This window comes from Allofournierella sp. (assembly GCF_048388525.1).
Taxonomy (GTDB): Bacteria; Bacillota; Clostridia; order Oscillospirales; family Ruminococcaceae; genus BQOK01.
Genome location: NZ_DBGCTQ010000116.1, coordinates 13,590 through 39,726, shown reverse-complemented (window position 1 = coordinate 39,726; position 26,137 = coordinate 13,590). Strand labels below are relative to the sequence as shown.

28 protein-coding genes are annotated in these 26,137 nt (G+C 65.0%); 9 read left to right on the top strand and 19 right to left on the bottom strand.

Annotated elements, in window-relative coordinates:
• Positions 1–5 precede the first annotated feature (5 nt).
• Together ACMLHZ_RS14195 and ACMLHZ_RS14190 are read left to right on the top strand one after the other, a co-directional pair.
• The gene (locus tag ACMLHZ_RS14195; RefSeq protein ID WP_177564688.1) at positions 6–161 is read left to right on the top strand and encodes a hypothetical protein; all 156 of its coding nucleotides are present in this window, start codon (positions 6–8) and stop codon (positions 159–161) included.
• A gap of 167 nt (positions 162–328) precedes the next feature.
• Entirely contained in the window at positions 329–1,189 is an 861-nt protein-coding gene (locus ACMLHZ_RS14190) for an AraC family transcriptional regulator (protein ID WP_418668321.1), read from the top strand.
• A gap of 71 nt (positions 1,190–1,260) precedes the next feature.
• Here ACMLHZ_RS14190 and ACMLHZ_RS14185 read toward each other — a convergent pair whose 3' ends face one another.
• From ACMLHZ_RS14185 to ACMLHZ_RS14140, 10 genes are all read right to left on the bottom strand, one after another.
• On the bottom strand, positions 1,261–2,097 hold the full coding sequence (locus ACMLHZ_RS14185; protein WP_418668320.1) for a putative RNA methyltransferase: 837 nt from the start codon (positions 2,095–2,097) through the stop codon (positions 1,261–1,263).
• Complete coding sequence (locus tag ACMLHZ_RS14180) at positions 2,094–3,794, bottom strand: DEAD/DEAH box helicase (protein WP_418668319.1); 1,701 nt, start codon at positions 3,792–3,794, stop codon at positions 2,094–2,096. Before ACMLHZ_RS14180 ends, ACMLHZ_RS14185 begins: the two co-directional genes overlap by 4 nt.
• 24 nt (positions 3,795–3,818) lie before the next feature.
• Positions 3,819–5,099 (bottom strand): DUF1015 domain-containing protein, encoded by a 1,281-nt coding sequence (locus ACMLHZ_RS14175; RefSeq protein ID WP_418668318.1) that lies wholly within the window; start codon positions 5,097–5,099, stop codon positions 3,819–3,821.
• Between the two features lie 20 nt (positions 5,100–5,119).
• Positions 5,120–6,205, bottom strand: coding sequence for a putative glycoside hydrolase (locus ACMLHZ_RS14170; RefSeq protein ID WP_418668317.1), 1,086 nt, complete (start codon positions 6,203–6,205; stop codon positions 5,120–5,122).
• Between the two features lie 37 nt (positions 6,206–6,242).
• Positions 6,243–6,854: an Rnf-Nqr domain containing protein gene (locus ACMLHZ_RS14165; RefSeq protein WP_418455890.1), complete on the bottom strand. Its 612-nt coding sequence runs from the start codon at positions 6,852–6,854 to the stop codon at positions 6,243–6,245.
• Positions 6,851–7,507 (bottom strand): Rnf-Nqr domain containing protein, encoded by a 657-nt coding sequence (locus tag ACMLHZ_RS14160; protein WP_418668316.1) that lies wholly within the window; start codon positions 7,505–7,507, stop codon positions 6,851–6,853. The genes ACMLHZ_RS14165 and ACMLHZ_RS14160 overlap by 4 nt, the downstream gene beginning before the upstream one ends.
• Complete coding sequence (locus ACMLHZ_RS14155; protein ID WP_418668315.1) at positions 7,497–8,501, bottom strand: RnfABCDGE type electron transport complex subunit D; 1,005 nt, start codon at positions 8,499–8,501, stop codon at positions 7,497–7,499. The genes ACMLHZ_RS14160 and ACMLHZ_RS14155 overlap by 11 nt, the downstream gene beginning before the upstream one ends.
• A 44-nt stretch (positions 8,502–8,545) precedes the next feature.
• Positions 8,546–9,196: a ribulose-phosphate 3-epimerase gene (rpe, locus tag ACMLHZ_RS14150; RefSeq protein ID WP_418668314.1), complete on the bottom strand. Its 651-nt coding sequence runs from the start codon at positions 9,194–9,196 to the stop codon at positions 8,546–8,548.
• 194 nt (positions 9,197–9,390) lie between these two features.
• The gene (locus ACMLHZ_RS14145) at positions 9,391–10,842 is read right to left on the bottom strand and encodes a sensor histidine kinase (RefSeq protein WP_418668313.1); all 1,452 of its coding nucleotides are present in this window, start codon (positions 10,840–10,842) and stop codon (positions 9,391–9,393) included.
• Positions 10,843–10,869: 27 nt separating this feature from the next.
• Complete coding sequence (locus tag ACMLHZ_RS14140; protein WP_418668312.1) at positions 10,870–11,559, bottom strand: response regulator transcription factor; 690 nt, start codon at positions 11,557–11,559, stop codon at positions 10,870–10,872.
• Between the two features lie 310 nt (positions 11,560–11,869).
• Between ACMLHZ_RS14140 and ychF the strand changes: the two genes are divergently transcribed.
• The 4 genes from ychF (at position 11,870) to ACMLHZ_RS14120 (ending at position 14,537) form a co-directional block, all read left to right on the top strand.
• Positions 11,870–12,982, top strand: coding sequence for a redox-regulated ATPase YchF (ychF, locus tag ACMLHZ_RS14135; protein ID WP_418668311.1), 1,113 nt, complete (start codon positions 11,870–11,872; stop codon positions 12,980–12,982).
• A gap of 42 nt (positions 12,983–13,024) precedes the next feature.
• Positions 13,025–13,696 carry a 5'-methylthioadenosine/adenosylhomocysteine nucleosidase gene (locus ACMLHZ_RS14130; protein ID WP_418668347.1) on the top strand — a complete coding sequence of 224 codons (672 nt, stop codon included), beginning with the start codon at positions 13,025–13,027 and terminating at the stop codon, positions 13,694–13,696.
• An 18-nt stretch (positions 13,697–13,714) separates the two neighbouring features.
• A complete protein-coding gene (locus ACMLHZ_RS14125) occupies positions 13,715–14,023 on the top strand; it encodes an MGMT family protein (RefSeq protein ID WP_418668310.1) in 309 nt (102 codons plus the stop codon).
• A 286-nt stretch (positions 14,024–14,309) separates the two neighbouring features.
• Positions 14,310–14,537 carry a hypothetical protein gene (locus tag ACMLHZ_RS14120; protein ID WP_418668309.1) on the top strand — a complete coding sequence of 76 codons (228 nt, stop codon included), beginning with the start codon at positions 14,310–14,312 and terminating at the stop codon, positions 14,535–14,537.
• A 55-nt stretch (positions 14,538–14,592) separates the two neighbouring features.
• Here the strand turns inward: ACMLHZ_RS14120 and ACMLHZ_RS14115 are convergent, their stop codons facing one another.
• The 6 genes from ACMLHZ_RS14115 to ACMLHZ_RS14090 form a co-directional block, all read right to left on the bottom strand.
• Entirely contained in the window at positions 14,593–15,498 is a 906-nt protein-coding gene (locus tag ACMLHZ_RS14115) for an N-acetylmuramoyl-L-alanine amidase family protein (RefSeq protein WP_418668308.1), read from the bottom strand.
• A 24-nt stretch (positions 15,499–15,522) separates the two neighbouring features.
• Entirely contained in the window at positions 15,523–16,359 is an 837-nt protein-coding gene (gene pdaA / locus ACMLHZ_RS14110) for a delta-lactam-biosynthetic de-N-acetylase (protein ID WP_418668307.1), read from the bottom strand.
• Positions 16,360–16,567: 208 nt separating this feature from the next.
• A complete protein-coding gene (locus tag ACMLHZ_RS14105; RefSeq protein WP_177564489.1) occupies positions 16,568–17,041 on the bottom strand; it encodes a hypothetical protein in 474 nt (157 codons plus the stop codon).
• Between the two features lie 51 nt (positions 17,042–17,092).
• On the bottom strand, positions 17,093–17,989 hold the full coding sequence (locus ACMLHZ_RS14100; RefSeq protein WP_418668306.1) for a GGDEF domain-containing protein: 897 nt from the start codon (positions 17,987–17,989) through the stop codon (positions 17,093–17,095).
• Positions 17,990–18,031: 42 nt separating this feature from the next.
• Positions 18,032–19,519 (bottom strand): 4-alpha-glucanotransferase, encoded by a 1,488-nt coding sequence (malQ, locus tag ACMLHZ_RS14095; protein ID WP_418668305.1) that lies wholly within the window; start codon positions 19,517–19,519, stop codon positions 18,032–18,034.
• Between the two features lie 14 nt (positions 19,520–19,533).
• Positions 19,534–20,811 carry a hypothetical protein gene (locus ACMLHZ_RS14090; protein WP_418668304.1) on the bottom strand — a complete coding sequence of 426 codons (1,278 nt, stop codon included), beginning with the start codon at positions 20,809–20,811 and terminating at the stop codon, positions 19,534–19,536.
• A 138-nt stretch (positions 20,812–20,949) separates the two neighbouring features.
• On the opposite strand from ACMLHZ_RS14090, the gene ACMLHZ_RS14085 reads away from it, so the two are divergent.
• The 3 genes from ACMLHZ_RS14085 to ACMLHZ_RS14075 are packed head-to-tail and all read left to right on the top strand — an operon-like array spanning position 20,950 to position 23,716.
• Entirely contained in the window at positions 20,950–22,119 is a 1,170-nt protein-coding gene (locus ACMLHZ_RS14085; protein WP_418668303.1) for an alanyl-tRNA editing protein, read from the top strand.
• Positions 22,120–22,171: 52 nt separating this feature from the next.
• On the top strand, positions 22,172–22,936 hold the full coding sequence (gene trmB / locus ACMLHZ_RS14080) for a tRNA (guanosine(46)-N7)-methyltransferase TrmB (RefSeq protein WP_418668302.1): 765 nt from the start codon (positions 22,172–22,174) through the stop codon (positions 22,934–22,936).
• 12 nt (positions 22,937–22,948) lie between these two features.
• Positions 22,949–23,716, top strand: a complete 768-nt coding sequence (locus ACMLHZ_RS14075; protein ID WP_418668301.1) for a nucleoside phosphorylase — start codon at positions 22,949–22,951, stop codon at positions 23,714–23,716.
• A gap of 60 nt (positions 23,717–23,776) precedes the next feature.
• On the opposite strand, the gene ACMLHZ_RS14070 is transcribed toward ACMLHZ_RS14075, so the two are convergent.
• From ACMLHZ_RS14070 to ACMLHZ_RS14060, 3 genes are read right to left on the bottom strand one after another with little or no spacing between them, the layout of a single operon-like run.
• A complete protein-coding gene (locus ACMLHZ_RS14070; protein ID WP_418668300.1) occupies positions 23,777–24,061 on the bottom strand; it encodes a Dabb family protein in 285 nt (94 codons plus the stop codon).
• Positions 24,062–24,113: 52 nt separating this feature from the next.
• Positions 24,114–24,764, bottom strand: coding sequence for an HAD family hydrolase (locus ACMLHZ_RS14065; RefSeq protein WP_418668299.1), 651 nt, complete (start codon positions 24,762–24,764; stop codon positions 24,114–24,116).
• A gap of 14 nt (positions 24,765–24,778) precedes the next feature.
• Positions 24,779–26,047, bottom strand: a complete 1,269-nt coding sequence (locus tag ACMLHZ_RS14060; RefSeq protein WP_418668298.1) for a DNA polymerase Y family protein — start codon at positions 26,045–26,047, stop codon at positions 24,779–24,781.
• Between the last annotated feature and the right edge of the window lie 90 nt (positions 26,048–26,137).

The window sequence follows — 26,137 nt, the reverse complement described above, 5'->3', positions numbered from 1 at the left end:
CGAAAATGGAAAAGCACCCCGAACTGGATGCGCTGCCTCATATGGTGCGCCAGGTGGTGGAGGCCGCCCGCCCCGCCCACAACGACCCCCTTGGCAGCTATACCGGCGTTCCGGCCGACGAGGCAGACGCCGTGCCCGTGCAGGACGCGGACGATCTTTAAAGGCGGCGCCCCCGAAGCATGTCCTGCTTTGGGGGCGTCTCTTTTTCGCTTGCGCCCGGGGCTCACCGTGGGCTATACTTAAAAAACACAGCTCTCTTTTCCGGGCAGGAAAAGAGAGGACGGATCCCTTTTCAGGTGGTATTCTGGAGCTGTAAGGAGCTGATGAGATGGACTGGCTGAACCGCATGAACCGCGCCCTGGAATACATCGAGGCGAACCTCGACGGGCAGATCAAGCTGGAACAAGCCGCGCGCATTGCCTGCTGCTCGCCTTTTCATTTTCAGCGCATGTTCTCCTATATTGCAGATCTGCCGCTGGCAGAGTACATCCGCCGCCGGCGCATGAGCCGTGCAGCGGCCGATCTGCAGGCGGGCGAACGCGTGCTGGACGTGGCGCTGAAATACGGCTACAATTCCCCCACCGCCTTTAACCGGGCGTTCCAGGCTGTGCACGGCCTGCCGCCCTCCCGGGCGGGCAGCGGGGGCGCCGTGGTAAAAGCCTGCCCTCCCATCAGCTTCCAAATCACCATCAAAGGAGAGGTAGAAATGGAATACCGCATTGAAAAAAAGCCCGTCATCCGCATTGTGGGCAGCAAAACAAGCTTTACAGGGGGCCAGGCTCAGGGCTTTGCCCAAATTCCCGGCCAGTGGGCCCAGGCGGCAAAGGCCGGCCTGATCCCCCGCCTGTGCGCATTGATGGACGGCGAACCCAAAGGCATTTTGGGGGTGTGCAGCATCGCCGATGGTCAGGCGTTCGATTACTATATCGCCGCCGCTTCCTCCCAGCCCGCGCCCGAAGACCTCTTTTCCTTCGAGATCCCCGCCGCCACCTGGGCGATCTTCGATTGTGTGGGCCCGCTGCCGGGCGCGATGCAGACGCTGCAAAAGCGTATTTTTTCCGAGTGGCTGCCCACCTCCGGCTACGAATACGCAAGCGCCCCGGACATTGAGCTGTATTTTGAGGGTGATCAAAGCGCGGCCGGCTACCGCAGCCAGGTCTGGCTGCCCGTGTCCAAGGCAAAGGGCTGATCCCACCCTCGCCTGTACCGCACAGAGCGCCCCCCGGAGCCATGGCTCCGGGGGGCGCTCTGTATCACGCTTCAGTTCTGCTTTTGAAACACCAAAAACCGGAAGCCGATGGGGGTTTCCAGCACCGTTTGCCGTGCCAGGCGGGCGGCGCCGTCTGCCGGGGTCTTCCAGTAATAAGGGGTCATGGCAAACAGGGCCTGTACCTGCGCGCCCTCGGCACGCAGCTGCGCCTTTACCTCCTGTTCCCCTGTCTGAATAAAACCCTCGTACCCGATCTGCCGGAGCGGGTTCTCATAAGGCCGGTCGTACAACACCGCCTTCAGCCCCATCAGGTGGTCCGCGGTGGGCACCGCATAGATAAGGCGGCCGCCCGGGGCAAGGCAGCGCAAAAACTCACTGCGCGCAAAAGGCGAAAACACATTCAGCACCAGATCCGCCCAGCCGCCCGCCACAGGTGCGGCAAAGCTGCTGGCCACGGCAAACTCGGCGCAGGCCAGGCCCCGCTTCGCGGCCAGGCGCACGGCGGGCTTTGCAATGTCCCACCCGGCAAGGCAAAACAGCCGGCCCGCGCCAGTCAGCGCGGCGCACACCGCCGCGTCATAGTAGCCCTCGCCGCAGCCCGCGTCCAGAATGTGCAGTTCTTTGCCCGCTGCCGGGGCCGCGGCGCACAGGCCGGCCAAGGCCTCTGCAAAAGGGGCATAAGCCCCACTCTGCAAAAAGGTATGGCGGGCCGCCACCATCTCTTTGCTGTCGCCCGGGGCTTTGCTGCGCATGCGGCTGGCGGGCAGAAGATGCGCATACCCCTCCTTTGCCAGATCGAAGCTGTGCCCTTTACAGCAGCGCAGCGCGCCGCCCGTGTGGGCCAGCGCGCCGCCGCATACCGGGCAGCAAAAAGCCGACCGGTTCATTCTTCGCCATTCCCGTCCGGGATGGGGCCGCCGGGGCCGCCCCGATTCTGCATATACTCCTCAAAGCTCGAAAACTTTTGGGCGGGGGCCTTGGGCGAGATCAGCAAAAGGCCCGGGTCCTCGCTGCCCGCAGGCGGCGCGGAGGCCGCCCCATGCCGGGGCTCGGGCCGGAGGGCCCGGCGCTCGTTTTTGCCGCCGCGCTCGGGGCCGCGCGGCTGTGCCTTCTGGGGCGGGGCCGGGCGCTCGGCACGGGCAGGCTTTTGCGTCTGGCGCTGGGGCGCGGCCTGCTTTGCTCCCTGCCCGGGCGCGGGCTGCTGCGCCGCGGCGGCCGGTGCGCCCGCGGGCTTGCCCGTGGCCCGGCGGCGCCGGCGGCGGCGCTTGGCACTGGCCGAAAGGCCCTCGCCCGGCTGGTTTTGCTTTTCTTCCATCGTTGGTTCCTCCCCTTTTACAATCTGCGGGCGCTCATTTTGCCCCGCCCGCCGGGCACTCTGCTCCTTTTTCGGCTGCGCGGGGCGCGCGGCCTGCCGGGGCTCCCTTTCCTGCTCCTCTTCCTGTGCCGGGCGCGGGGCGCCGGGGGCACAGGGGTGGTCCTGTACCACCGGGATCTTTTTTTTGATCAGCTTCTCAATCCCCTGCAGGTATTCCCTCTCCTCCGCGCTGCAAAAGCTCACGGCCGTGCCCTCGGCCCCGGCGCGGCCGGTGCGGCCGATGCGGTGCACGTAGGTTTCGGGTACCTCCGGCAGGTCCAGCTGGAACACATGGGTCAGTTCGCTGATGTCGATGCCGCGGGCCGCAATGTCGGTTGCGACCAGGGCCTTGATCCTTCCGGCTTTAAAGCTCTCCAGGGCCGCCACCCGGGCGGACTGGCTCTTGTTGCCGTGAATGGCCGCCGCGCCCACCCCTTGTTTTATCAAAAAGGCGGCGATGGCGTTGGCCCCATGCTTGGTGCGGCTGAACACCAGGGCGTTTTTCACCTCCGGGTCTGCCAGCAAAAAGGCCAACAGGCGCTTCTTGTCGGCTTTTTCCACAAAATAAAGGCTCTGGCGGATCTTGTCCACCGTGCTGGCGGGCGGATCCACCTTCACGCTCACAGGCCGCTTTAAAATGCTGCCCGCCAATTGCTCGATCTCTTTGGGCATGGTGGCGCTGAACAAAAGGTTCTGCCGCTGGGCGGGCAGGTGCTTGATGACCCGCTTCACATCGTGCACAAAGCCCATGTCCAGCATGCGGTCGGCCTCGTCCAGCACAAACACCTCCAGGTGCGCAAGATCCACAAAGCCCTGGCCGATCAGATCGTTCAGGCGGCCCGGGCAGGCGGTGAGCACCTCCACCCCGCGGCCCAGCGCCGCCACCTGGGGCGCCTGCCCCACCCCGCCAAAAATCACAGCATGGCTCACGTTCACGTATCTGCCGTAATTTTCAAAGCACTCGTCGATCTGCAGCGCCAGCTCGCGGGTGGGCGTCAGAATGAGCGCCCGCACCCCCTTGTGATTCGGGTGGCCCGCAGCGAGCCGCTGCAGAATGGGCAGCGCAAAGGCCGCCGTCTTGCCGGTGCCGGTCTGGGCGCAGCCCAACAGGTCTCGCCCCTCCAGCACCGGGGGGATGGCCTTCTCCTGAATGGGAGAGGGCGTTTCGTAGCCCTGCTCTGCCACTGCCTTGAGCAGGGGGCGGGCCAGTTTCAATTCGCTGAAATCCATAATCCTCCAAATATTCTGCCGGGGCTATACAATGGCCCGGCATTCCAGGTAATAACGCTTGTCCTGCGCGTGGCCCATGCTGAAGGTCTTGCGGGGCAGAACGCCCCCCAGCACCACGCCCCGGAACAGATCGCGCTTTTCAAAATCCGGCAGTAAAATGCCGGTGTTTCCGCCCCCGCTCAGCTCGGCCACCGCCTCTTCGCCGTGAATGTAATCCACCGCAGCCGCCGGGTGCAGCATTAAGTAGTCGGCCAAAAAGGCCTCCACCGTGCCCACCGCCAGCGCCGCCGGGGCGTTTTTCACCCGCACCCGCCGCCGCCACCCCCCATACACCAGGGTCAGGCACTGCTCGCCGTCGGGCCCGTCCGCCGCAGCGCCGTGGGCAGCGCACCAGGCCTTGAACTCGGCCAGCAGGGTGAGGCCCTGCACCCCAAACACCACCCGGTGGATGGGCTCGAACTCAATGGCGGGGCTGTGCAGGTTGCACACCTCGGCCAGGCAGAACCGGGCCGGGTGGCAGCCCCGCTGCCCGGCGTTCAGGGTCGGCTTCAGCTGCTCCCAATAGGCCTTGGCCGTGGCAAGGCTGTGGTTGCCGTCGCCCGAGGCGAGGGTCAGCGGCGGCGCGCCCGCCGCCAGGGGATATTTTGCGTCAAACACGGCCTGGCTGCCCAGCGCCCGCACCGCCGCGCCGATGCGGGCGATCAGCGCCTCGTCCTCCACCGCCCAACCGGCCACCGAGCCGCCGTTCATGGCAAGCGGCCCGGAATAGAGCGGCCGCAGCCGCGCTTTTTCCGCCGCCACCGGCTCCACCAGGGTGCAGCCGTCATCGTCGGCCAGCATCATCACATGGGGGCTTTCCAGGCATGCGCCCTGGCGCACCGCAAGGCGCGGCGCAATGCGGCTGGGCACCGTGCCCTCGGTGGGCCGCACCGCGCAGGACGCGCCGGGCCGCCAGTCGTATTGTTCCAGATCCACCAGCCCCAAAAGCCCCTGGCGCACCGCGCCGCCGGGCAGGGTGCGCTCCAGGTAGAGATAGCCCTCCACCTGCCGGGTGAGCACGGTTTCGCGGCAGTGGACCATGTTTTTGTGAATGGTTTCGATCCGGGCGGCCGTGTCCACCTTGTCCAGATACACCTCGGGCAGCACGATGTCCAGCGCGCTGGGGCCGCCCGCCGCCAGCGCTGCGGCCTCCTGCCAGTAGTCCGGCTGGCTGGTATACTGGTCGCAGGCAAGGCAGGCCCACTGTTCCACACTGATCTCCTCACCCGGCAGCAGAATGCGGCCAGGCTGAAAACAAAGCTCCATCTTCCGGTCCCTTCCCCTTTTTACTGCAGGGCGAACGTGTCGCCCTGCACCACGGCCACATTGGAAACGCCGCCCTCTTTGGCGGCCCGCACCGTTTCAGCAAGCCGGTCGGAATCCTCTTCGCTCAGGGCCGTGTCCGCCCTGAGCGCCAGATTCTTCACTCCCAGCTCCGCGGGGGAAGCCCCCAGAACCTGGCTCCCGGCGCCGGCGGCAGCCACCTCCAGCGGGTACTCCACCCAGCACACGCCGCCCTCCTGCCATGTGCTGAGCACCTGAGCCAGGCGCTCACCCATGGAAAGGCCGCCGGTATCGCCAAAGTTTGCCTTGTCGCGGCCTGCAACGCCGGGGAACTGCACGCCGGTGAGCCAGATCTGTTCATAGCCCATACCCCGCGCCTCGGCGATCAGCGCGCCGATGTAGCCCACAGCTTCGTCCGAATAGGGGTTCAGCCAGGGCTTGCCGCCCGCATCCCGTGCGGCGTCCAGCCAAAAGTAGTCGGTGTCCTGGTAGCGCACGGCCATGGTGCGGTTCGCGTTGGGCGCAATGGGGTCGCGGAATGCGCAGATGGACGCCACCGGGGTAATGCCCGCGTCCCGCAGGGCCGCAGCGGCGGCCGCAGCGTCAAAAGTGGTGGCCGCAATGCTGCCCTGGGCGGCCGGCGCCCCGCTGGGATAATACACATACCCCTGGCTGTCTTTTAAGGGCAGCACGGCGTATTTGACGCCCTGCTGCGCCAGCTGCTGCGCTGTGGCAGCCGCGGCGTCGGCGTCCCTGACGCCGGTGATTCCCACAAAAGCCCAACCGCCCTCGCCCACAGCCTGCATGGGCTGCGGGGTGGCCTGGGGGGGCGGCTCCGGGCTGGCGGTGGCCTGGGGCGCGGGGGTCTCGGCCGGCTGCGAACTGGGCGCGGGCTCGCCCCCGCGTTTGAGCCGGTACCAGGTGCTGGTGCCGAAGTCGATCACCGCCGGGCCGATGAGCCAGCCCGCCAAAAACAGCGCGGCCAACAGCACGGCGCCGCCGGCGATCCGCTTTGCCCGCTGGGGCCCCGAGTAAAAACTGCGCCGGTACCGCTTGACCTTGCCCAGATTTTTGCGCCTTTTTGCCATGACCGCCTCGCCGCCTTTCGTTTTTGCAGTGTTCCGTTCAGATGGAAGGCCTGTGCCCGGTGAAGCCGTAGATCGCCAGCGACAGGATCCCGATGTACAAAAGGGTAACGGGCAGCCCCTTGAACGCCGCAGGCACCGACCGGCTGCGCAGCTTCCGCTGCCCCTCGGTCACGATCACCACCGCCATCATGTAACCCACGCCGCTGCCCAGGGCAAACCCCAGGGTCTGCAGCAGGGTAAAACTCTGGGTGGCGGTGATCAGCAGCATGCCCATCACCGCGCTGTTAAAGGTGGCCATGGGCAGCACCGCCACCACCTGCTTTGCGTTTTGCAGCCGAAAGACCAGCAGCACCAGCGCCAGCACCACCAAAAATGCCGCCGTGCTGCACAGCACGAACACCAGCGGCCGGATCGCCCCCCGGAACGGGAGCGGCTGGATCCACCGGTTGGCATAGTGGGCCAGGGGCGCCGCAATCAGCTGGATCAGGCACATCAGCCCGCCGAAGGTCAGGGTGTCCACGGTCGAGTCCTCGACCAGCTTTACCAGGCGCGATACGCCCAGTGCGCGGCTGAACACGGCGTTTTGGGCAAATACCGCCGCCACCGCGTAAAAGAAGAAGACGCCGCAGGCCTCGATCACATTACTCATACGCCGCGCTTCGCCTCCATATTCACATGTTTTTTATATGCGTTCACCGCGCTTCGCCAGACCGCGCACACCACCCCCAGCAGAATAAACCCGCCGGCGGGCAGGCTGGCAATGGGCAGCAGCGCCCAGGGCAGCCCTTCCAGCGGCATACCGAAAATGGCCCGGGCGGCCAGCACCTCCCGCAGGCAGCCCATCAGCAGCAGGATCAGCGCATAGCCGCAGGTAATGCGCAGGCCCTTTTTAAAGGCCACGCTCACCCGCTCCTTTTGGGGCCGCTCGTACCGCTTGATGATGAGCGGCTCCACCACCAGCATGGGCAGGTAGATGCCCAGCTGCAAATACTCCACATCGAACAGCGCCCGCACCGCATAATACGCCGCGATGTAGGTGAGCGAACTGGTCAGGCAATAGGTCAGCGCCCGGAAGCGGTACACCGCCGCCCGGCTGAGCACCGCCGCGATCACGCGGGTGGGGGTAAGCATAATCAGCACCGCCACGCACAGCATCAGGGCGCTGCGCCCGGTGGTGGCAGCCACCACCAGGGGGGCCAGGCCCATGCCCTGCATGACCACAGGGTTATTTAAAAACACCCGGTCCCTGCGGGCAATCCGGTCCATGTTTTCCGAAAGATACAGCGCTTTTTTAAGCTTCACGGCGCACCACCCCTTTCCGGTTCATCGCGCGCAGGATCGCCCGGTCGATCCACCCGGACACCGAGTTCACCGCCAGCAACGCAAAGCACACGCCGGTTTCATAGCTGCCGTAATAGCGGAACATCATGGCCACCACGCCCAGCACCAGGCCGTACACGGCCCGGCTCACCTTGTTCTTGGGCAGTGTGGCCGGGTCGTTGATCAAAAACACCGCCGCATACAAAATGCCGCCGCTGCCCACTTCGTACTTGGCCGCCGCCAGCCGCTCGGCCAGGTGGCTCCAGGGCATGGACCAGGCCACGTCCCCAAGCCGCGGGAACAAAAACGCGACCAGCAGGCAGGCCCCCACAAAGCACAGCGGCGTGGCCACGCCGATGCGCCGCCGGTGCAGCAAAAACAGCGCGCAGGCCAGGATCACCAGCAGCATGGTGGCGCCCATGGGCCCCGCGTAGTTGCCCAGCGCCAGATCCATGGTGGAAATGGTGGGCAGGCCCCCGTTGCGCAGGATGTGCGAGGGGCCCTCCACCAGGGCCACACCCTTGGCGCTGCCCAGCGGCAGGCTGGCAAAAAGGTTGGGCTGCGGGTAGGCGAACACCTGCTCCGGCCAGCTCACAGCCACCACCGCGTACCCCACGGCCGCCGGGTGGAATGGGTAGGCGCCATAGCCTCCAAAAGCCTCTTTTGCCAGCAGCACTGCGGCCAGCACGCCCACGATCACCACATAATAGCTCACCGTGGCGGGCATGAGCAGAGTAAGCAGCAGGGCGAACGCCTCGCTGCTCCACTCGCCCTTTTCATATTTCTGGCGGCGCAGCAGCGCCACCAGCCGGTCGCACAGGTTGGCGGTAATCACCGCCGTGCCGCACAGCAGCGCCACCCGGATGCCGTAAAAGCAAACGGCCATGGCAATGAGCGGCAGGCACATGTAAACAAGGTCGGTGTGCATGCCCAGATCCTCGTGGATCGGGGCCGGTTGTTTTGGTTTTGTGCTCATGGTTTCCTTTCCACGCCCCGCAAAAGGCCTTGGCGGCCCGGGCGTTACAGGTTTTTGAGTGCGGCCACCGCAGCCGCCAGATCCGGCCGGCCAAACACCGCGCTGCCCGCCACCAGCAGGTCGGCCCCCGCGCGGGCGCACCCCGGGGCGGTGGTTTCGTCCACGCCGCCGTCCACCTCCAGCCAGGGGCTGAGCCCGCGCGCAGCGCATTCCGCGCGCAGCATCCGCAGCTTGTCCAGCGCCCCAGGCTGGAATTTCTGCCCGCCAAACCCGGGCTCCACGCTCATCACCAGCACCAGGTCCAGCTCGTCAAGGTAGGGCAGCACCCTTTGGGCCGGGGTGCCGGGCTTTATCGAAAGGCCCGCCTTGCACCCCGCCGCATGGATGGCGGCGATGGTGGCCGCGGCGTCGCTCTCGCTTTCCAGGTGAAAGGTAATGCAGCCGGCCCCCGCCTTTGCAAAGGGCTGCACATAGTCCAGCGGGCGGCTGATCATCAGGTGTACATCGTAAAACGCCCCGGGCAGGGTTTTGTGCAGGCTTTCCAGCACCGGCACGCCAAAGCTGATATTCGGCACGAAATGGCCGTCCATCACATCGAAGTGCAGCATGTCCGCCCCGGCAGCCAGCGCTGCGGCGCATTGGGCGCCCAGCGCGGCAAAATCCGCCGCCAGAATCGAGGGGCTGAGCTGGGTCATAGGGGTCCCGTCCTCCCTGCGCGGCGCAGGTCCAAAAGCCGCACTGCGCCACTTTAAAAATATACATGATTTATTTTATCCTAAAGCGGCCCAAAAAGCAAATAGACGGCATTCTTTTTCACGTTTTTTGCACAAAAAGGGGCGCTTTTCGCAAGCGCCCCTTTTTATAAGGATCTCCACAACTGCGGCGGGCCCTACCGGCCGGCCGCCTTTTTGCGGCGCTCGCCCGAGGCCGGCGCATCGCAGGGCAGCGTAAAGCTGAACTGGCACCACTGCCCCTCCTCGCTCTCCGCCCAGATCTCGCCGCCCGAAAGCGCCACCAGCACCTTGCTGATGTGCAGCCCCAGGCCGCTGCCGCGGGTATTCAGCCCGCGGCTCTTGTCCTCCTTGTAAAACCGCTCGAACACATAGGGCAGCGCGTCCGCCGAGATGCCCTGCCCGGAGTTGCGCACCGATATGGTCACAAAGCCCCCGCTCTTCTGCACGCCAAATTTGATGAAGCCCCCCTCGGGGGTAAATTTGATGGCGTTGTCCAAAAGATTATACACCACCTGGTACACCAGATCCGGGTCGGCGTAGACCATAGTCTTCTGCGGGGCCAGGCCCTGGATGTCGATGCGGCGGGCCTCGATGCGCTGCTCGGCGCTGAATACCACGCCGGTCATGCTTTCCCACACATCATAGGTCTGGGCGTGCACCTGATACTCGCCCGCCTCCAGCTTGGAGATATCCAGCATGTTCTGGATCAGGCGGGTCAGCCGCCCCACCTCCTGGCTCACCAGGCCCAGGTAATGCTGGCGCATCTCGTCCGGGATGGTTCCGTCCAGCATGCCGTCGATAAAGCCCTTGATGCTGGTCATGGGGGTGCGCAGCTCGTGGGCGATGTTCCCCATAAAGCTGGCGCGGCTGGAATCGATGGTCTCCAGGTTGCGGGCCATGTTGTTGAAGGTGATCGCCAGCTGGGCCACCTCGTCGTCACCGTCCACCGGCACCCGCACGCTGAAATCGCCGCCGCCGAACTTGCGGGCGGCCTCGCTGATCCGGCGCAGCGGGGTGGTCAGGCGGGTGGTAAAAAAGATGGCCAGCACGCTGGAGGCCAGCAGCATCAGCCCCGCCGCCAGGATAAAGCTGGAAAACATATCGCTCACGAACACGCCCAGGCTCTCGGCGCTGGTGGAGGCGAACACATACCCCCGCACCCCGCCGCTGCCGTCGCGCACCGCGCCGCCCGCGGTATAATAGCGGGCGGGGTAAAGCCCGCCCAGGGTGCCGGTCTCGAAAAAGCCCTTGTCGCTCTCGGCGGCCTTCAGGGCCGAGGCCGGCACCGTTTTGCCCAGGTTCACGCTCTTGGATCCCTCGCTGCACAGCACCAGCGTGCCCTCTTTGTCGGTAAAAAAGATGGTGGTGCTGCTGGTCTCGCTGATCAGCGCCATGCTCTTCTGCACCGCCTGGGCCAGGTCCGGGTTCTGAAGCAGCGCCTCGCGCAGCTGCGACTCGCTCTGGAACTGGGTGGAGGCGATGTTCACCACATCGGTGAGGGACTCGCGCTTGTCGTTTTTGAAATAGCCCATGACCAGATACATCTGGATGAGCCCCATCACCGCCGTGCTGGCGATCAGCAGCGCCGCGGTGGTGGTAAAATACATGGAACTGATGCTCTTGCGCAAAACACGTCAGTCCTTTACTTCAAACTTGTAGCCCACGCCCCACACCGTTTTCAGGCACCACTGCCCGCTTGCGCCCTCCAGCTTTTCGCGCAGGCGCTTGATGTGCACGTCGATGGTGCGGGAGTCGCCGTAATACTCAAATCCCCACACCTCGTCCAGCAGCTGGTCGCGGGTGAACACCCGGTTGGGGTGGCCGGCAAGGTAGGCCAGCAATTCCAGCTCCTTGGGCGGGGCCTCCACCACCTTGCCCCCCACCTTAAGTTCGTACCGGCCCATATCCAGCGACAGGTTCTCGAACTGGATGATCCCCTCCCTGCCATTCTCAGCCGGGGCGCAGCGGCGCAGCACCGCCTTGATGCGGGCCACCACCTCCTTGGTGTCGAAGGGCTTTACCACATAATCGTCGGCTCCCAGCTCCAGGCCCAGAACCTTATCAAAGGTCTCGCCCTTGGCGGTGAGCATGATGACCGGCACATCCCCCAGCGCGCGGATGCGGCGGCAGACCTCCCACCCATCCATTTTGGGCATCATCACATCCAAAAGCACCAGGCCCGGCCGCCAGCTCTCAAAGGTGGCAATGGCGGTTTCGCCGTCATGAGCAATCTGGGTCTGGTAGCCCTCTTTATCCAGATACAGCCGAAGCAGCTCGCAGATATTCTGGTCGTCGTCCACGATCAATATTTTTTCACTGGGCATTTTGCAAAACATCCCTCTCTGTTTCAAAAATCACACGGCGCGTTTGCCCGTGCTGCCCGGCGCGGGCAAAGCCCGGCGCGGCAGATCGTTTTTATTATACTGTACATTTGTGGATAAAAAAAGAACATATGGCCCGAAAATCGCCGGTTTTCTTGCCTTGGCCGGCCCAGTTCGCTATAATAGGGTGGTATAAAAGCAGCTGCGAGGCTTTGCGGCGCCGCCCGGCGCGGCAGGCCTTCCGCGGCGCAGAAAACCGGGCCGCGCACTTTTCCAGGTGCGCCGCGCCCGATATGGAAAAAGGAGCCGAGCAATGAAACTAGGCATCGTGGGCCTGCCCAACGTGGGCAAGAGCACCCTGTTCAACGCCATCACCAGCACCCGGAACGCGGCGGCGGCGAACTACCCGTTCTGCACCATCGACCCCAACACCGGCATCGTGGCCGTGCCCGACGCCCGGCTGGACAAGCTGGCCGAGATCTGGGCCACCAATAAAAAGACCCCCGCCATCGTGGAATTTGTGGACATTGCGGGCCTGGTGAAGGGCGCGTCCAGGGGCGAGGGGCTGGGCAATAAATTTTTGGGCAACATCCGCGAGTGCGAGGCCATCGTGCACGTGGTGCGCTGCTTCGGCGGCACCGACATCGTGCACGTGGAGGGCGCGGTGGACCCCCTGCGGGACATCGAGACCATCGACACCGAGCTGATCCTGAGCGATCTGGAGGTGGTGGAAAACCGCGCCGCCAAATTTGAAAAGGCCGCCAAGACCGGCGACAAAAAGGCCGGGGCCGCCGCCGCGTGGCTGCGGGCGCTGGCGGATCATTTGGGCCAGGGCAAAAACGCCCGCGCCTTTGCCTTCGACGAGGGCGACGAGGAGCAGGCCCTGCAGCTGAAAGAGATGGGGCTGCTCACCGCAAAGCCGGTAATCTACGCCGCCAACCTGAGCGAGGACGACCTGATGGACGGCATGGAGGCAAACCCCCACTACCAGGCCGTGAAAGCCCTGGCCGCGCGGGAGGGCGCCGAGTGCATCCCCATCTGCGCCAAGACCGAGGAGGACATTGCCGACTACACCCCCGAGGAGAAGCGGGAATTTTTGGCCGAGATGGGCATCGGGGCCACCGGGCTGGACAACCTGATCAAGGCCAGCTACCACCTGCTGGGCCTCATCAGCTTTTTGACCGACGGCAAAAAGGAGTGCCGCGCCTGGACCATCAAGCGCGGCACCAAGGCCCCCCAGGCGGCGGGCAAGATCCACTCGGACTTTGAGCGGGGCTTCATCCGGGCCAGCGTGGTGGGCTACGCCGACTTTGAGGCCTGCGATTACAGCATGGCCGCCGTGAAGGCCAAGGGCCTGCAGCGCACCGAGGGCAAGGAATACGTGGTGCAGGACGGCGACATCATCGAGTTTTTGTTCAACGTGTAACCAAAACAGAAGGAGAAGACCGTGGAAGACATCATTGGCATCATGGGCGCCATGCCCGAAGAGGTGGATCAGCTCTGCGCGCTGCTGGACGGCGTGAGCCTGGAACCCTATGCGGGGGTGGAGTACCACCAGGGCTATCTGGGCGAGCGCCGGGTGGTGGTGTGCTGCGGCGGCATGGGCAAGGCCAACGCCGCAGCCACCGCGCAGGTGCTCATTACAAAATTCGGCGTGGGATGCATCGTTTTTTCCGGCGTGGCCGGCAACCTGAGCAGCGAGATCGGCATTGGGGACGTGGTGGTGGGCCGCCGGGTGGTCTACCACGACGCGCAGGACGACATGCTGGTGCAGAGCGCCCCGTTCACCGCCGAATACGAGGGCGACCCGGAACTGGTGGAGGCCGCGCTGCGGGCCTGCCGCGCGGTGGGCGTGCGCGCCGTTGCGGGCACCATCGCCACCGGCGACCAGTTTGTGGGCGACAGCGCCACCAAGCGCTCCATCCAGCAAAGGGTGGGCCCGGACTGTGTGGAGATGGAGGGCGCGGCGGTAAGCCAGATCGCCGCCAAAAACGGCGTGCCCTGCGTGATCCTGCGGGCCATGAGCGACAATGCCGACGAGGCCGGCTACGAGGTGCTGGTGGTGAAGGATTTCAGCATCAGCGAATATGTGGCCACCGCCACCGCCATTGTGGCCCACATGCTCAAAGAGCTGGCCTGAGCCCGGGCCCGCAAGCGCATGAAAAAGGTTCTGGACGAGCGGCTGATCTACGAGATCCTGTCCGCAGTGGAAGAGATCCCCTCGGGACGCGTGGCCAGCTATGGGCAGATCGCCCGGCTGATCGGGCGGGACAAAAACGCTCGGCTGGTGGGCAATGTGCTCAGCCGGGCCGAATTTTACGGCAGCTACCCCTGCCACAGGGTCGTGAACCACGCCGGCCGCACCGCCCCCGGGTGGGCGCGGCAGCGGGCCCTTCTGGAAAGCGAGGGCGTTCACTTTAAGCCGAACGGCTGCGTGGATATGAAGCACTATCAATGGGATGAGTAAGAGCTGCATTCAACAAAAGCAGGATGTTCGGAAGTAACTTTTTGTTACCCAAAGCGGCGTTCCGCCGCGGCCTTTTTGCCGCGGCGGAACGCCGCTTTTTACGTGTTTTCTCTATATTTTGCAGCAGGTACGACTCAAAAATTCACCCCCGCGATTCATTTGTCGCAAAGGCTTCCAGCAGCGCATTAAACATATTCAGAGCAACTTTAAGCTGGGCAGGTGAAAGATTTTCATTGTTATTCCCAAAGAAATCAGGAATAGCCTTGATCTCTACACGGGGAAGCATTTGTCTATTTATACTTATGGCTCGTCAATTATTCTTTCTGCTATGGATAAAAAAAACGGGGCCGATTCTCACAAGCCGGGGAAAAGTCTGCCGCCCCCTTTGATGGAGGACATCACGGAGGCTGCCGCACAACTGGGTAGCGAGGATGTGCTTGCTTGGGTCGATATTCTGCGTCGGATGGCCCGCATACAAACTCCTGATGATCCCGGCAATAATCCCGCCAAATAAAAATTGCCGCCCTATTTTCCATAAGGCTCGCTGGTTATTTGAATAATAGGCTCGCTCACTGCGGCGCGGCCGCCTGAGCCTTGGGCAGCGGCTCGGTGCCAAAATACGCGCACAGGCCCTCGTAGTACACCCGGCCCGCGCGCTTGCAGCCCTCGGGCGAGGCCCAGGCCTCGTAGTCGCCGCTGTTGGACAAAAAGCACTGCTCCATGAGCACCGCCGGGCAGTGGGGCTGCTCCACAATGCCGAAGCTCTTCTCGGCGCGCACGTCGTTGACGGTGCTGTCCACAATTTTTTTGCGCTTGCCGTAATAGTAGGCAAAGCGCACGCCGTTGCCGCCCCGCAGCCGGTGCCCCGCCTGCCCCATGGCCTCGGCCAGGCACTGGGCTGCCCGCAGGGATTCCTGCGAATAGACCCGGCCCGGCGGGGTGGGGAAACACTCGAACCCGTGGGACTGGCGGTTGCCGGGGTCCAAATTGGCATGGATGCTCAGCAGCAGCGAGGCTTGGCGCTCGGTGGCGGTTTTGACCCGGTCCGCGATGGATAAATCCACCCCGTTTTCCCGGGTGCGCACGGGCTCGAAGTTCGGATCCGCCTCCAGCCAGGCGAACAGCGCGTCCACCGTCTGCTCGCACACAACCGCCTCCTCCACCTGGCGGCAGTGCGCCCCGGTGTCCATGCCGCCGTGGCCCGCGTCCAGCGCCACCGTGTAGGGGGGTGCCGTTTGCAGGGTATACGGGCGCTGGGGGTCGCCGGTGTCCCTGCTCGGCTCGGCCGGCTCCGGCTGGCAGGCCGTGCCCCCAAAGCCCTCGGGCGCCAGCACCCGCCCCACCTGGCCCACGCAGGCGCTCAGGCAGCCCGCCGCCAGGCTCACGGCCACGGCATACAGCACCCAGCGGGCCGGGCGGCTGCGCGGGCGCACACAGTATACTGCCCCCTTGCGGGCAGGCGTCTCTCGCCTCATCGCATGGTCCCCCTTCCGCCGGCGCTAGGGCGCGGCCGGGGCGGCGGGCGCCGACCCCAGCTCGGTCACGCTGCCGAAGGTGTAACCCATCTCTTCCCACTTGGTCAGCAATTCGTCCAGAATGGCCGCGTTGGTGGCGCTGGTGGAGTGCAGCAGCACAATGGCGCCGTCGTGGGTGCGGGGCAAAAGCTTGCTGAACGCCTTCTCCTTGGAGGGCTGGTCCTCGGTGTTCCAGTCCACATAGGCCAGGCTCCAGAAAACGGTCTTGTAGCCCAGCGCCTGGGCCCATTGGAGGTTTTCATCCGAGAATTTGCCCTCGGGCGGGCGGTAAAACTTTTGCATGGGCTGGCCCGTCAGCTCCTGGAACAGCTGCTCCACACTCTCCAGCTCCTGGGTGAAGCTCTCCCGGTCCTTCTGCGACATGTTGGGGTGATGGTAGGTGTGGTTGCCCACCACATGCCCCTCCTCCGCCATGCGCTTGACCAGGTCCGGGTTTTCCTTGATGTACGGTCCCACCACAAAAAACGCGCCGGGCGCTCCGTGCTTTTTCAGCGCGTCCAGAATGGCGGGCATGTTGCCGTTCTCGTAGCCCGCGTCGAAGGTGAGATACAGCCGCTTTTGGGTGGTGTCGCCGCAGTAATAGGCGTCGTAAGGGCGCAGCTGTTCCGCGGTGAGGTTTGGCACCGGGGGCTGGTTTTCCTCCTGGAAAGAAAGGCCCCACTCGTGGGCGAACACCGTCACGGCGGCGGGCTCCTCACGCCCATGGGCGCGCAGCCCCGCCGCGCCGCAGCACACCACCGCCGCGCACACAATCCCCGCCGCCGCGCGGTGCGCCGCTTTTTTGGAAACGCATAAAAACATTGTTGACCACCTGCCTCGTGGTGCCATTTTATGCGGGCAAATGCGGGAACATGAGAGAAATAACGGGGACAAGCAGGAAAAAGCCCGACGCTCCTGCGCGCGGGGCCGGGCGGGGGTTTCCCCTTGCGGCCCCGGCGCAAGGCGCCGGGCTCTGGCGCGGGCGTTTTTGGCCGGGCATCCGCCCGGCCAAAACACCCTTTCTGCTGTTTTACAGGTATTCCCGCATTTCCACAGCGGCGTGCTCCTCAAACTGCTGCAGCTCGTCCAGCAGCTGCATGGCGCCGGTGGAAGCGTGCGGGTGGTCCTTGCGGGCCTTCTCGCAGTCCAATACGCCCTGGTTTGCACCCTGGATGACCATATCGGCCAGGGCTCGGGTAGAGCTGTCCTTCATGGTTTTTGCGTGGATGCCCATGCTGGTGGCCATTTTGGCCATCTTGCTCTGGCCGTGGCCATGGGTGCCGCAGGCTGCCAGCGCGGTGTGTGCGTTCTGGTTCAGCTTGCGGAATTCGCGCTGCTGGTTCAAAAGGCTGGCCTTGAACACCCGGTCGTCGGTGATACCGATCAGCTGGCCCAGGGTATTTTTTCCCATCTCGGTATTCCGCACCACCTCGTTCAGCACGGCTTCGTTGTCGCAGTCGCCGTGGTTCTGGTCGTTTTTCTGCGCTTTATTTTTTTCTTGCATAAAAGTAAAACCCCCTTTGCCGCTAGTGTTCACGCTGCAAAGGGGGTTTATTCATTCTTTTGCAGCCTGGGGGGCGCCTGCGCATTCCACCCCGTCGCCGCCCGCCTGTTTTCGCCGGTACATGCGCTGATCGGCCAGGGCAAACAGCGCTTCCCAGCTGCCGCAGCCCTCGCCCCGGCAGGCGCAGCCCACGCTGACGGTAAAGTGCGCCCAGCCGCCGGGCAGCTCGCACCGCCGGGCGCTTATTTCATACACCCGGCGGATCAGCGAACAGAACGCGTCGTAATCAATGCTGGGGGCCACCACCACAAACTCATCGCCGCCGTAGCGGGCCACAAACGCCCCTTTCAGCGCTTCCAGCGCCTGGGCCCACTGCCGCGCCACCTGCACCAGCACCGCGTCGCCCGCCGGGTGGCCGTAGCGGTCGTTGATGCTTTTAAAATGATCCAGGTCCATCACTGCCAAACAGTATTCCTGCCCTGCGGGGGCCGATTCCAGCGTGGCCGCAAAATGCTCCTGCAAATACTGGCGGTTGTATACGCCGGTGAGAAAATCGGTGATGAGCTGGCGGTTGAACCGGCGGATCTGGTTTACCACGTCGCGCATGTTCATCTCGCCGAACTGGATGCCGCTGGTCACCTCGTTCACCATTTCCAGCGCGCGGGGCTTGCCGTCGATCTCGATGTATTTGGAGTACACACTGAATGCCCGGTCGTTCAGCAGCTCCAGCTTGTTCAGGTATCCCTTTTCCTGTACAACCCGCATGGACAGGCAATTTTCGCACCGGTCCGGCTTGCCCCACACCTGGTGGCAGCTCTCCGCACCTGCCTGGCCCTGGTCGTCGCATACCGCGCATTGGCGCGGCTCCACGATCCGCACCAACTCAAAGTTTTCCCGCAGAACCCTCAGCAGCTGCCCGGTCTCGGCCGCGGTATACTGAAATCTCATCGGCCGTGCCCCCTTTCGCACGGGGCCCTCCGCCCCTTGGTTTTACTCTGCCGCCGGCCCGCGGCCGTATACCGCGCACTGCCTGCGAATCGCCCCGGCCAGCGCCGGGCTGAATGCGCCGGGTTTTGCCCGCCATTGCCAGTTGCCGGCGCTGGTACCGGGTGTGTTGATGCGCCCCTCGGCGCCCAGGCCCAGCCAATCGGCCGCGGGAATAACCGCCAGCCGGGCCGGGCTTGCCAGCGCCCCCCGCAAAAAGCCCTTCACCTCGCCCTCTTCTTTCGTGAGGCCCAGGTACGCGCGGGCTTTGGCCAGCTCTTTTTTGCCCGCTGTGGCCAGCCACTGGGCGGCGGTGGCGTTGTCGTGCGTGCCGGGGTAAACCACACAGTTTTCCGGGTGGTTGTGGGGCAGGTATTCGCTGTCGCAATCTGGGTCAAAGGCAAATTGCAGCACCTTCATACCCGGCAGGCCGCTGGCCTTCAAAAGCCGGCGCACGCTGCCGAACAAAAGGCCCAGGTCCTCGGCCACGATGGGCACCTGGCCCAGCTCCCGCCGCAGCGCTTCGAACAGCTCCATGCCCGGGCCCTGTTCCCACACCCCGTCCCGGGCGGTCGACGCACCGGCGGGGATTGCGTAGTAGGTGTCGAACGCGCGGAAGTGGTCGATGCGGATCTCGCCGTACAGCGCCAGGGCGTGACGCACCCGCCGTACCCACCAGGCGTACCCCGTGGCGCGGTGGTGGGCCCAGTCGTAAAGCGGGTTGCCCCACAGCTGGCCGTCCTTTGCAAAATAGTCCGGCGGGCAGCCCGCCACCCGCCGGGGGCTGCCCTCGGCGTCGGTTTCAAACAGGCTGCCGCCGGCCCAGGCGTCGGCGGAATCCGCCGCCACATAGATGGGGATATCCCCCAAAATGCGCACGCCTTTTTCGTTTGCGTACCCTTTCAGCGCGGCCCACTGGCGGCTGAACTGAAACTGCAAAAACTTCCAGAACGCGGTCTCCCCGGCGGCGGTGCGGGCCAGCGCGGCCAGCGCCTCCGGCTCGCGCAGGCGCAATTCGCGCGGCCACTCCAGCCAGCTCTTCATCCCGTTCTGCCCCTTGGCGGCCATGTAAAGGGCATAGTCGTCCAGCCAGTCCTCGTTCAAAAAACAAAAGGTGTAATATTCGTCCGGCGGGTAGGGCTCAAACCGGGCAAAAGCGGCCCGCAGCACCGCAAAGCGGTGCCGGTACACGGCGCCGTAGTCCACCCGCGCCGGATCCGCGCCCCAGGGCAGCCGTTCATATTCACCCTTTTTCAGCAGGCCCTGAGCGCACAACTCGTCCAGATCGATAAAATAGGGGTTGCCCGCAAAGGCCGAGCAGCTCTGGTAGGGGCTGTCGCCGTAGCCGGTGGGCGAAAGGGGCAGCAGCTGCCACACCTGCTGCCCCGCCCGGGCCAGAAAGTCCACAAACCGGTACGCCTCTTTCCCAAAACAGCCGATCCCATAAGGCCCCGGCAGGCTGGACACCGGCATCAATACGCCGCACTCTCGCATGTTGGCTCTCCCCTTCATTCCTGCAGCTGTTCCAGCAGCGCGGCGGCGTACGCCGCGCGGTCGGTCTTTTGCCAGGTTTCTTTTTGCAGCAGGGCTTCGCCCTGGCTGCGGGCCGCCTGGCCCAAGGCCGCGGGCAGCGCCGCCGCAAGATCCGGCAGACCCTCGGCCTGCGTTCCTTTGGGCGCAAGCTTTTGCCCCTGTTCGCTGGCATAGAGCCACAGCAAAAAAGCCTCGGCCTCCCTTTGCCCATCCCCGCCGCCGGCCGCGGTGGGAACATAGATCCAGCCCCCCTGGCACAGCACGGGCTGCGCCGCCAGCTCCTGCAGGCTGTAACCGCCGTGCAGATCGGTCTCATCAAAGCTGAACTTCAGGGGCACCACCCAATGCAGGTCGCCGGGGCTTTCCAGCACACTGTAAGAGGCGCGGTAAAACAGGGCCGCCCCGTCCCAATAGGCCTGCCCGGCCTCCCCTCGGGTAAGGGGTTCCGCCCCCTGCCCCCGCTTTACCGGGCCCTGCGGCCCTGCAAGGTTCGCGCTCTCCAACTCCAAAAAGCTCCACAGGCTGTTCAGCGCGCCGGTCAGTTCCTCGGCGCTGCGCCCGCCCGCGGCAGCCTCTTCCGCCGTCTTGTAGCAGGTGCCCAGCACCGGGCTCAGCACCGGGCCGCTGAACTGATCCTCCCCGGCCACCGTGAACACGGCTTGCAGCCCGTTCAGCTCCCCGGGGCGTTCCGCAGGCAGTGTGTATTCCCTGGCGTTCAGGGTCACGGCCGCCTCGGCGGGCGCTTCGATCCACCCGGCCAGGGCCTGCACAAACGCCTCCCATTCCCCGTAAGTCGCCTTTTGCAGGTCCGCGATGTCGAACCCATCCCCCAGCAGCGCCTGAAGGCGCGCTGCGTCCGCCAGGTAGCCGTACTGCGCGCTGCCCAGCGGCAGGCCATAACAAGGTCCGGCGCTGCCGGTCAGCCCGGCCAGCACCCGCACAAGGCCCGCCTGTGCCGCCAGGTCCAGCGCTTCGCCCCCGCCGGGCGCGGCCGGGGCAACCGCCAGCGCGGCCCCCTCGGCCGAAGCAAGCTGTTCCACCTCCACCCCCTGGGCTTCGGTATAGGCGGCCAGCGCCGCGCTGAGCGCTCCCTCCGGGTCGTATACCTGCAGCGTCCGGGGCAGGGCTTCGGTGGGAGCGGGCGTGCCGGCGGCATCGGGCGCGGCGCTCTGCCGCGGCAAAAGATCCAGCGGCCCCGCCCCGCAGCCCGCCAAAAGGCACGCCGCCAGGCACAGTGCAAACAAACGCTTCAAATAGCTTTCCCTCCCAAACCGGGGTTCCCCGGATCCAAAAAATCTTTCTCCCATTATACAATATCGGGCGGGGTTTTTCTACCGGCAAGTTTGTGGTATAATCCATAGGATATCTGCTGTGGAAAGGGGCTTTTTGCCATGGAACGCACAGAAAAACTTTATTATACACAGCCGCCCGTGGGGGCCTTTGCCGCCACGGTGCTGGCCTGCGAGGCGGCGGCCGGCGGCTGGCTTGTAACGCTGGACCGCACCGCCTTTTACCCCGAGGGCGGGGGCCAGCCCGCGGACCAGGGCCGTTTGGGCGGTGCCGGGGTGCTGGACGTGCACGAAAAAGAGGGCGTGGTGCTGCATCTCACAAGCGCCCCGCTCACCCCGGGCAGCCGGGTGGAGGGCACGGTGGATCTGGCCCGCCGGTGGGACCACACCCAGCAGCACTCGGGTGAACACATTCTTTCCGGGCTCCTGCACAGCATGTTCGGGGCGGAAAACGTGGGCTTTCACATCGGTGCAGACTACCTGACCATGGACACCAGCCTGCTCATCCCGGCCGAGGGCCTTTTGGAGGCCGAGCGCCGGGCAAACCAGGTGATCTGGGCGGACCCGCCGCTGGAAGCTGCCTGGTACACCGACAAGGATGCCCTGGCCGCCCTTGCATACCGCAGTAAAAAAGAGCTGGACGGCCCGGTGCGCATTGTGACCGTGCCTGGGGCCGACTGCTGCGCCTGCTGCGGCACCCATGTGCAGCGCGCGGGCCAGGTGGGCCAGATCAAAATCATCGACTGGCAGAAATACAAAGAGGGCACCCGCCTGTTCGTGGTGTGCGGCGGCAGGGCTCTGGCCCATCACGAAGCCCAGCGGGCCCAGTGCGCCGCCATCGGCGCCGCGCTCTCGGCCAAAGCAAACGCCCTGGCCGACGCGGTCCTGCGCCAGCAAAACGAGCTGGAAGCGGCAAAGTTCCGCGCCATCCAGGCCGAGAACCAGTGGTTCGGGGCGCTGGCCGCAGCGGTTCACCCGGGCCAGGCGCCGGTCCTGCTGGCAGAGCACACCGGCCCGGATGGGCTGCGCCGCCTGGTGGGCCTTCTCACCGCCCGCACCGGGGAGCTCTGCGCCGCCTTTGCCCCGGCGGAAAACGGCCTGGCCTACGCGCTGGGGTGCGCCGCGCCGGGCGCCGACCTGCGCCCGCTGTGCAAGGCCATGAACGCGGCGCTGGGCGGCCGCGGCGGCGGCAAGCCGGGCTTTGTGCAGGGCAGCGTGGCCGCCGGTTTTGATGCCGCGCAGGCCTTTTTGAGCAGCCACCCTTTCAAATAAACACCGCGGGCGCACCCCCGCAGGGCGCCCGCCGCAAGGAGAACATACCGCAATGCGAATGAGATTCAAACCCTACGCCCGGCCGGAGCTTCTGGCCACCCCCTGGCACGCCCACGAGCCCGCCGCCAACAAGGGCTGCTGGCGCAGCCAGTTCGCCCGGCCCGAACAGCCCATGCATCTCGAACTGGGCTGCGGCAAGGGCGGCTTTCTGGCCCGGCTGGCGGCCGCCCACCCCGAAATAAACTACCTGGGCATCGACATCACCGACAAGGTGCTGATCCTTGCCAAGCGCAAGATCGAGGCGCTGTACGCTGAGGCCGGCCGCCCGGTGGACAATGTGCTCATCATGAGCCTGGACATTGAGCGCATCCTGGACGCCTTCAGCCCTCAGGATGCCGTGCAGCGCGTCTACATCAACTTCTGCAACCCCTGGAACCGCAGGCTGGCCCACAAAAAGCACCGGCTCACCCACACCCGCCAGCTGGCCTTGTACCGGCAGCTGCTGGCCGACGGCGGCGAGGTATACTTTAAGACCGACGATGACGGCCTCTTTGCCGACAGCCTGGAATATTTTGCCGAGGCGGGCTTTGCGGTGGTGTGGAAGACCCTGGACCTTCACCAGAACGAACCCGCGTGGAACATCCGCACCGAGCACGAGGCCATGTTCACCGATCAGGGCATCGCCACCAAAGCCCTGATCGCCCAAAAGCTGCCGCTGGCGCGGGAGGCCGAAACCCTGGCCGCGGCCATCGCCGCACGCACCGCAAAGGAAAAGGCCGAGAGCGCGGCCATCCGCGCGGCGCAGGGCGAGGCGTAAAGGAGTTTTCCCATGAAGGAACAGCCCTTCCCCATTTTAGAGTTTGACCCCGACCCGGACGCCGTGATCTCCCCGGCCGACTGGGCTGGCGGCGCACGGCTGCCGCGCCGGTGCGTTCTCACCTTTTTCCGGGAAATCGTGGAGGAAAAGTGCGCCGCACAGGGCCTGCAGCCGCTGGCTGCCCTGCGCTCCGAAATCGTGACGCTGCCCATCTACCCCCTGGAGGTGGGCGGGGTGCCCGTGTGCCTTGCCATGCCTTTTGCCGGCAGCGCCGGGGCAGCCGGCGCGCTGGACGAACTGGCCGCAATGGGCTGCGGCACCTTTTTGATCTGCGGGGCGGCCGGCGCGCTGCAAAGCGGGCTCACTGCGGGGCGCCTGATCCTGCCCACCGCCGCCGTGCGGGACGAGGGCGCCTCGTACCATTACCTGCCCCCGGGCCGGGAAGCCTTGCCCGACCCGGAGCTTGTGGCCGCGCTGGAACGCGCCCTGGCGGTCCACGGCCTGCCCTTTCTCAAAGGCAAGACCTGGACGACCGACGCGCTTTACCGCGAAACCAGGGGTAAAATCGCCCGGCGCGCGGCCGAGGGCTGCCTGACGGTGGAGATGGAGGCGGCGGGCTTTTTTGCCGCGGCCGCCTTCCGGGGCCTGCAGGCCGCGCAGCTTCTCTACGCAGCCGACGACGTTTCGGGCGAGGCTTGGGCCGAGCGCGGCTGGCGAAGCCAGCACAAGGTACGGCGTGCGATGGTGGACCTGTGCCTGGAAACCATCGCGGCTTTGTAGCGATACAAACAGCGGCCCGCCGGGAAAATCCCCGGCGGGCCGCTGTTTGTTTTGATAAAACTATTCCATCTCGAAATCACAGAACGCGCGGTCGGTGATGACCGTGTGAATGAACTTTTTCACTTCCAGGTGGGCCGGGTGCTCCTGATACACCGCCAGGGCCCCGCGGCTCTCCAACTCGGTGATCAGCACCACGTCGTAGCCCGCAAAGCTCTTGTGCACCCAGGCGCTTTTGAGCCCGGGCACCACGCCCACCAGGCCCTCCAGCTTTTCCTTCATTTTTGCGGCGGTGGCCACCGCGTTTTCCTTGTCGGCCAGGTTCCACATCACGATATGCTTTACCATGTTTTATTCTTCCTTTCTTTTTCCACAGCCCCGCGGCTGGTTTGTTGAAATCTCAAAGGGTGTCCAGCAGGGGGATCGCCTCCCGCAGGCTGGGCACCACCGCCGCGGCCAGGGCCGCCAGCTCGGGGGTGACGGGGTCAAGATCCGGCACCATTACGGCGCGGCAGCCCGCCGCCGCGCCGGCCCGCAGGCCGTTGGGGCTGTCTTCCAGCACCATGCAGTGCCGCGGCGGCACGCCCGCCAGGGCCGCCGCCCGCAAAAAGATGTCCGGCGCGGGCTTGCTGTGCTCCACCTCGTCGCCGCAGACCGCGCCCTTAAAATACCCGCTCACCCCGGCAAGCTCCAGGTAGCGCAGGGCGGTGGCCCGGCTGGTGCTGGTGGCCAGCACCGCGGGCAGGCCCCGGCGGGCAAGCTCGCCCAGCAGTTCGTCCAGCCCCGGGCGCTTGGGCAGGCCCTTTTCTGCGATCGCGGCCTCCATGCGCTCCACACAGGCGTCGCGCAGCTCAGTAAAATCGAACTTCGCGCCGAAGGCCTCCCTGCACAGCGCGACGCATCCCTGCCGGTTGCGGCCCCGCATACCGGTCACGATCTCCTCGGTCATCGCCAGGCCCCGCCGCCGCCCCAGCTCCAGCCAGGCATCGTGATACATGCGCTCGGTGTCGAACATCAGGCCGTCCATATCAAACAGCACCGCTTTGATCATACGCGCTCCCCCTTTTAAAGTGGCCCCTTTACCTTTTCGTCCAGATCCTCGTCCTCGCCGGGGCTCCCAATGGCAAGCTCCCCCAGCCCCAGATCGTTTTTCAAAATGCTTCCCGCGCCAATGGCCGCCCTGCCGTACTTCTGGCGGATGGCGTCCAGGCTTTGCTCCAGCTTTTCCCTCTTCGGGTCGGTCCTCGGCGCGTCCTCAAAAAAGCTCTGCTGCACCGCAAAGGGCTCAGTGGTAATGGAAAGCGCCGTGACCGTGAGCATGCGGATGGGCTTTTGCATCTCCCAGTTGGCCTGCATGAGCTGCCAGCAGCCCCCTTCCAGGTCCTTTGCCAGGTGGGTGGCCTGGGGCAGCTGCTTTTGCCGGGTGATGGTCTTGAGCTGGGTGTCGCGCACCGTCACCTGCACTGCGCCCGCCCATACGCCGTGGCGGCGCAGCCGGGCGGCCACCTCGTCGGCCAGGACCGTGAGCGCGTGCCGGATGTCGGCCGGGCCGCAAAGGTTGCGCTTGAAGGTCATGCCGTTGCCCACCGATTTTACCGGCTCGGCCTCGCCCCATCGGCGCACGGGCTCTGCGTCCTCGCCGCGGGCATAACGCCCGATCTCAGGGCCCAGCTTGCCCAGGGCGCTCTGCAGCATGGCGGGCTCGGCCGCCGCCAGCTCGCCGATGGTGCGCACCCCCAGGCCCTGCAGCTTTTCCTTCGCAGAGCGGCCCACAAACAGCATCTGCCCCACCGGCAGCGGCCACAAAATATCCCTGTAGTTCTGCCGGCTGATCAGGGTGGTGGCGTCCGGTTTTTTATAGTCGCTGCCCAGCTTTGCGAATACCTTGTTAAAGCTCACCCCCACCGAGATGGTCAGCCCGGTGGCGGCTTTCACCTCGGCCCGCAGCCGGTCCGCCAGCGCGGCGGGGCTTTTTTCAAACAGCTGCCAGGAACCGGTCACGTCCAGCCAGCTCTCGTCAATGCTGAAGGGCTCCACCCGGTCGGTATAGCGCTGGTAGATCGTGTTGATGATCCGGTAGTATTTGCGGTACAGTTCCCGGTGGGGGGGCAGCAGCACCAGGTCCGGGCACTTGCGCTTTGCCTGCCAGATGGTCTCGGCGGTCTTGACGCCCAGCTTTTTTGCGGGCTCGTTTTTTGCCAGGATGATCCCATGCCGGCTCTCGGGGTCGCCGCACACTGCCACGCATCTTTGCCTCAGTTCGGGGTGCGCCAGCAGCTCCACGCTGGCGTAAAAGCTGTTGCAGTCGCAATGCAGAACCCAGCGCTCTTCCACGGCGCGCGCCCCCTTTCTGTTTCGACAAATCCCCGTTACTGATTATACCATATCCCGGCCGCCGGTGCTATAATGGCTACAAAAGGAGGG

Coding starts and splice junctions, on each gene's coding strand:
- ACMLHZ_RS14195 (WP_177564688.1), top strand. CDS start 6: ATGGAAAAGCACCCCGAACTGGATGCGCTGCCTCATATGGTGCGCCAG.
- ACMLHZ_RS14190 (WP_418668321.1), top strand. CDS start 329: ATGGACTGGCTGAACCGCATGAACCGCGCCCTGGAATACATCGAGGCG.
- ACMLHZ_RS14185 (WP_418668320.1), bottom strand. CDS start 2,097: ATGAACCGGTCGGCTTTTTGCTGCCCGGTATGCGGCGGCGCGCTGGCC.
- ACMLHZ_RS14180 (WP_418668319.1), bottom strand. CDS start 3,794: ATGGATTTCAGCGAATTGAAACTGGCCCGCCCCCTGCTCAAGGCAGTG.
- ACMLHZ_RS14175 (WP_418668318.1), bottom strand. CDS start 5,099: ATGGAGCTTTGTTTTCAGCCTGGCCGCATTCTGCTGCCGGGTGAGGAG.
- ACMLHZ_RS14170 (WP_418668317.1), bottom strand. CDS start 6,205: ATGGCAAAAAGGCGCAAAAATCTGGGCAAGGTCAAGCGGTACCGGCGC.
- ACMLHZ_RS14165 (WP_418455890.1), bottom strand. CDS start 6,854: ATGAGTAATGTGATCGAGGCCTGCGGCGTCTTCTTCTTTTACGCGGTG.
- ACMLHZ_RS14155 (WP_418668315.1), bottom strand. CDS start 8,501: ATGAGCACAAAACCAAAACAACCGGCCCCGATCCACGAGGATCTGGGC.
- rpe (WP_418668314.1), bottom strand. CDS start 9,196: ATGACCCAGCTCAGCCCCTCGATTCTGGCGGCGGATTTTGCCGCGCTG.
- ACMLHZ_RS14145 (WP_418668313.1), bottom strand. CDS start 10,842: ATGTATTTTACCACCACCGCGGCGCTGCTGATCGCCAGCACGGCGGTG.
- ACMLHZ_RS14140 (WP_418668312.1), bottom strand. CDS start 11,559: ATGCCCAGTGAAAAAATATTGATCGTGGACGACGACCAGAATATCTGC.
- ychF (WP_418668311.1), top strand. CDS start 11,870: ATGAAACTAGGCATCGTGGGCCTGCCCAACGTGGGCAAGAGCACCCTG.
- ACMLHZ_RS14130 (WP_418668347.1), top strand. CDS start 13,025: ATGGGCGCCATGCCCGAAGAGGTGGATCAGCTCTGCGCGCTGCTGGAC.
- ACMLHZ_RS14125 (WP_418668310.1), top strand. CDS start 13,715: ATGAAAAAGGTTCTGGACGAGCGGCTGATCTACGAGATCCTGTCCGCA.
- ACMLHZ_RS14115 (WP_418668308.1), bottom strand. CDS start 15,498: ATGAGGCGAGAGACGCCTGCCCGCAAGGGGGCAGTATACTGTGTGCGC.
- pdaA (WP_418668307.1), bottom strand. CDS start 16,359: ATGTTTTTATGCGTTTCCAAAAAAGCGGCGCACCGCGCGGCGGCGGGG.
- ACMLHZ_RS14105 (WP_177564489.1), bottom strand. CDS start 17,041: ATGCAAGAAAAAAATAAAGCGCAGAAAAACGACCAGAACCACGGCGAC.
- ACMLHZ_RS14100 (WP_418668306.1), bottom strand. CDS start 17,989: ATGAGATTTCAGTATACCGCGGCCGAGACCGGGCAGCTGCTGAGGGTT.
- malQ (WP_418668305.1), bottom strand. CDS start 19,519: ATGCGAGAGTGCGGCGTATTGATGCCGGTGTCCAGCCTGCCGGGGCCT.
- ACMLHZ_RS14085 (WP_418668303.1), top strand. CDS start 20,950: ATGGAACGCACAGAAAAACTTTATTATACACAGCCGCCCGTGGGGGCC.
- trmB (WP_418668302.1), top strand. CDS start 22,172: ATGCGAATGAGATTCAAACCCTACGCCCGGCCGGAGCTTCTGGCCACC.
- ACMLHZ_RS14075 (WP_418668301.1), top strand. CDS start 22,949: ATGAAGGAACAGCCCTTCCCCATTTTAGAGTTTGACCCCGACCCGGAC.
- ACMLHZ_RS14070 (WP_418668300.1), bottom strand. CDS start 24,061: ATGGTAAAGCATATCGTGATGTGGAACCTGGCCGACAAGGAAAACGCG.
- ACMLHZ_RS14065 (WP_418668299.1), bottom strand. CDS start 24,764: ATGATCAAAGCGGTGCTGTTTGATATGGACGGCCTGATGTTCGACACC.